This is a genomic window from Ignavibacteria bacterium (genome assembly GCA_025612375.1).
Lineage (GTDB): Bacteria > Bacteroidota > Ignavibacteria > Ignavibacteriales > SURF-24 > JAAXKN01.
Genome location: JAAXKN010000005.1, coordinates 210,383 through 215,107, shown reverse-complemented (window position 1 = coordinate 215,107; position 4,725 = coordinate 210,383). Strand labels below are relative to the sequence as shown.

The following is a 4,725-nucleotide window of genomic DNA, read 5'->3' as shown; positions in this document are numbered from 1 at the left end:
TAAAAATTGAGTTTTTTGTCGTTTGTAAGCAAAATTAAGCCCTCGCTGTCCATATCCAGGCGGCCCACGGCATATACCTCAGGCGGGAACGGGTACAGGTCCGACAGGGTCCTGCGCCCCTCACTGTCGGTAAACTGCGTAAGCATGCCGTAAGGTTTATAGGCTATAAAGTACTTAAAACGGGGTTCCATAGTGAAATTTTAAGAAAATCTATTGCCCCAAATTTACACAATTAATCGGTTTTTTATTACTTTTACTTTACTTATTTTAAGTGGTTAAATTCCGGTCTATCTTTAAGTAATTCTTCCCGGAAGCAGTATACCAAAGTAAACAGCAGGAAGAGGTAGTTATGCAGAGAGATCAAAAAAAATATTTCGAGGTTCTAAGGAAATACGAAAAAAAATTCGCGCCCAGGGAGGCCGATGATTACAAACTGATGCTCATGCGCCATAAAGACGATGAGGATCTGGATAAGGAAGCCCTTGAGCGCCTGAAAGAGCTTTATCAGAAATATTACGTGAATCGTGAAAGAAAAAATTATGACAATTTCTTTAAGAAGCCGGAGGAATAAATCGCTAATATGGAACAAATTTCAAAGTAATGGTATATAAGGTTAACTATTTTTTTTGAGGAGTTAATGAAAAATAAGCTGGTCTATAGGATTACCGGGGCTGTTGTGTTTTTGATTTCGTTTGTTCAGTTTGTACTGACTGCACAGCCTTCAGTTTCATTCTGGGACTGCGGCGAATTTACCGCTGCAGCATATTCACTTCAGGTACCCCATCCGCCGGGAGCGCCATTTTTTTCAATTGTAGGAAGATTTTTTTCGATGCTTCCATTTTTCGGAAGCAACGTAGGCTTCAGGGTAAATATGGTTTCAGTTCTGGCGAGTGCCTTTGCGGTACTCTTCCTTTACCTGATTGCGGTAAAACTTATTGAAAACTTCAGGGGAAAGAAACCTGCAAACCTGGGCGACCTGCTTATAACATGCCTGGCTGCCGCAATAGGCGCACTTTCTTTTTCATTCAGCGATACTTTCTGGTTTAACGGCGTTGAATCGGAAGTGTACGCTTCAAGTACATTCCTCTTTGCCTGCATTACCTGGCTTATAATGGTTTGGAATGACAAGGCAGATGAAATTGGGAATGAAAAATACCTCATAATGATTGCCTACCTTGTAGGTATTTCGATGGGTGTTCACCTGATGAGCGTTCTGGCAGTTGTACCTGTAATTATGGTTGTGGTTTTCAGGAAATATGTACAGGACGAGGAAATGCTCAAAAAAACGGGCTATATCTTCCTTGCACATTCAGCCATAGTTCTTCTTGTTGCAGTTGCGCTCTGGGCTGCACAGAAAGATACAACGCCTCCTTCACCCGACCAGTACAAGGAGTTTGATTCACACTTTGTATGGACGATGATAGGAATAAGCGTTCTTATTATGGGTATTTTCTGGAAGAAGTTATTTACAAGGAATTCAATTTATACAGCTCTCATCTTCGGCGGCATTGGCCTTATGCTCTGCTACCCGGGAGTTGTTAAAAAGATACCTGCCCTGCCGCTTATGTTCGGCGGCGATAATATTAACACTGACGTTTTCATTATTGCCCTTGTTGTGGTTGCGCTTGTGGGTATTGTTTATTGGGCTGTTAAAAATAACAAGCCTACAGTTAACCTGGCTGCGCTTTCAATGCTTTTTGTAATCATTGGCTTTACTTCCTATGCAATGGTTATCATAAGAGCCAACCAGCACCCGCCTATGAACGAAAATGAACCGAACGACTTCCCTGAACTTGTTTCTTACCTGAACAGAGAGCAGTACGGCGACTTCCCTGAATTCAAGAGAAGGTTTGCCACAGAGCCTCACCAGATGGTTGTTTACAACAACTACTCAAGCGACCTCGATTTCCTCTGGAAGTACCAGATGGATCACATGTTCCACAGATATCTTGCCTGGAACTTCATCGGCCGCCAGGGCTGGGATCAGGATATGGATTATACCTGGAAGCAGCTCTTTGGAATTCCGTTCCTTATTGGACTATTGGGTATTTATTACCACTTTAAGAAAGACTGGAAAATGGCAGCCGTATTTATGGTGATGTTCATCTTCCAGGGTTATCTGACGGCATTTTACCAGAACCAGCAGGAGCCGCAGCCGAGAGAAAGGGATTACTTCTACGTGGGTGCCTTTTTCGTTTACTCGATCTGGATCGGCCTTGGTATAAGAGGACTGGTGGATATGCTGCAGGAAAAGGTGAAGAGCCCGTCAGCCGCAAAGGGCCTGGCCTACGGTGTGCTGGCACTTGGAATAATCTTTATTCCATTTAATATGGCAAGAGCCAACTGGTTTACTCACGACAGATCCAGAAACTGGGTGCCGTGGGATTACAGCTATAACATGCTCCAGAGCTGCGCTCCAAACGCAATTTTATTTACTAACGGAGACAACGATACCTTCCCTCTGTGGTATCTGCAGGACGTTGAAGGCATAAGGCGTGACGTAAGGATTGCTAATTTAAGCCTGCTTAATACTCAATGGTACATCAAGCAGCTTAAGAATACTGAGCCTTATGGAGCCGCTAAGGTTGCAATGACGCTTACTGACCCGATGATTGATGATCTTCAGCCGGTCAGATGGGATCCGCAGATGGTTTCGCTGCCGGTTCCGCAGGATGTTATGCAGCAGTACATGACAAAGAGTCCACAATATGGCGGCATGTCTTTTGTTGAAAAATATGGTATGGCCGATTCATCAGTCGTAAAGTCCGGCAAACTCACTTACCGCATGGACAATACGCTGCAGTATGGTGACGTTAAGGCTATCAGGATTCAGGACATTCTGGTTAGGGATATCGTCCAGGCAAACAACTGGAAGCGCCCGATATACTTTGCAGTAACCTGCTCTGAGGACAGCAAGATCGGTCTGCAGAATAACCTTATTATGGAAGGACTTGCTTTCAGGCTCGTTCCCGTAAAGGCACGCCCGAATTCTGAATTCGTTGATGAAAACATAATGAAGGCTAACCTCTTTAATCAGGATAACGGATACAGCAAGGATTACAAGCCTGGTTTCAAATTAAGAGGACTGAACGACAAGGGTATATTCTTTGATGACAATCATGAAAGGCTGACACAGAACTACAGGAATTCTTATCTGCGCCTTGCGGTTTATTACATCTATAATGCACAGAATAAGCAGATGGCAGTTCAGACGCTGGATATGATGGAAAAGAAGATGCCATCTGAAGTTATAAAGATGCCTTATCAGATGATGTACCAGACCAGCAACTTGTACTATGCTGCCGGTGCAATGGACCGCTACCGCAAGATTGCCGGCGAGCTGGAGCCTATTGCAAGAAAGCAGCTGGAAGAAAATCCGAACGACGTAAGCAGCTATTATAATCCTTACAGAATGCTTACAGACATTTATGCCAACCTGAAGGAATATGACAAGGCGGCTGAGATCTGGATGCGCCTGGAAAGGATATATCCACAGGATCCTTCAGTTAAGAACGAAGTTCAGAAATACAGGGCTCTGGCCTCAGGATTAAAGCCGGACAGCACGAGACCCGTTCAGTAATTTGTAAATAATGACTAGCAACTGATGAAAAGCGGTTCCTTAATGTTTAAGGACCGCTTTTCATGTATTAAACAGGAATTAAAGTAAATGAAAATATTGATTTTTGCTCTTTCAGGTATCGGAGACGCTTTAATGTTTACGCCATCCATTAAATTCCTGAGGGAGGCTTACCCCGATGCACAGATTGACGCCCTTGTGATGTTCTCAGGCGTAAGGGATATCTACAAAAGAAATAAATACCTGAATAATGTTCATTACTTTGATTTTCTAAAAGAAGGAGCGGTTAAGTCGTTTTTCTACCTGCTGAAATTCCGCGGGAAGTACGACGTTTCCATAAATGTTTACCCTTCTAACAGGAAAGAATACAACCTGTTCAGCTTTTTTGTGGGCGCAAAAAAAAGAGCCGCAGTTGACTACCTGAGGAAAAACCGCGAGAATCTGGCGTCCCTGAACAATGTAAGGGTGCATGAAGATGACTGCCTGCACAATGTTGAAGAGAATATAAGGCTGTGTGAAAAACTTACGGGGAAGAAATGCAGTGAGATTCCGCCCCTTGAGTTCTTTTTGGAACAGGAAGACACTGATTTTGCCGAGGATTACCTGAGGCGCTTGGATATTAAGGATAGTGATCTTGTTATAGGTTTTCATCCCGGGAGCGCCACGCTGAAAAATCACATCAACAGACGCTGGGAGCCGGAGAAGTTTTCCCTTCTGGGCCGCAGGCTTATTGATGAGATGGGTGCAAAGGTACTGTTATTCGGGGGGCCGGAAGAAAAGGAGCTGAGGGATAAGGTGGTCTCGGGCATCGGTTCTTCTAATGCTATAGCTGTTGAGGCAAAAAGCCTTGCCGCCAGTGCTGCCGTAATGAAGAGGTGCAACCTTTTTGTTTCAAACGATTCCAGTCTTATGCACGTGGCATCGGCCTTAAGGCTAAGTGTTATTGCGGTAATAGGGCCTACAAACCCGGCATACATATATCCGTGGAAGACAGATCACAAGATAGTGTCGTTAAACCTTCCGTGCGCGCCGTGTTTTTATTATTCGCCCAAGCCTCTGATTTGTTACCGCACGGACGTTCAGTTTAAGTGCGTAAGGGAAATTGGTGTGGATATGGTGATGCAGGCCGTAGGGGAGATGATGGATTC

At 44.2% G+C, this 4,725-nt stretch carries 4 protein-coding genes; 3 read left to right on the top strand and 1 reads right to left on the bottom strand.

Features of this window, described 5'->3' with window-relative positions:
• A partial coding sequence (locus tag HF312_05910; GenBank protein MCU7519734.1) for a pseudouridine synthase occupies positions 1-191 on the bottom strand: 191 nt, incomplete at its 3' end.
• A 158-nt stretch (positions 192-349) separates the two neighbouring features.
• Between HF312_05910 and HF312_05905 the strand changes: the two genes are divergently transcribed.
• From HF312_05905 to HF312_05895, 3 genes are all read left to right on the top strand, one after another.
• Complete coding sequence (locus tag HF312_05905; protein ID MCU7519733.1) at positions 350-571, top strand: hypothetical protein; 222 nt, start codon at positions 350-352, stop codon at positions 569-571.
• 66 nt (positions 572-637) lie between these two features.
• Positions 638-3,580: a DUF2723 domain-containing protein gene (locus tag HF312_05900; protein ID MCU7519732.1), complete on the top strand. Its 2,943-nt coding sequence runs from the start codon at positions 638-640 to the stop codon at positions 3,578-3,580.
• A gap of 87 nt (positions 3,581-3,667) precedes the next feature.
• Positions 3,668-4,725: glycosyltransferase family 9 protein (locus tag HF312_05895; GenBank protein ID MCU7519731.1), on the top strand; the 1,058-nt coding region annotated here is incomplete at its 3' end.

Coding starts and splice junctions, on each gene's coding strand:
- HF312_05905 (MCU7519733.1), top strand. CDS start 350: ATGCAGAGAGATCAAAAAAAATATTTCGAGGTTCTAAGGAAATACGAA.
- HF312_05900 (MCU7519732.1), top strand. CDS start 638: ATGAAAAATAAGCTGGTCTATAGGATTACCGGGGCTGTTGTGTTTTTG.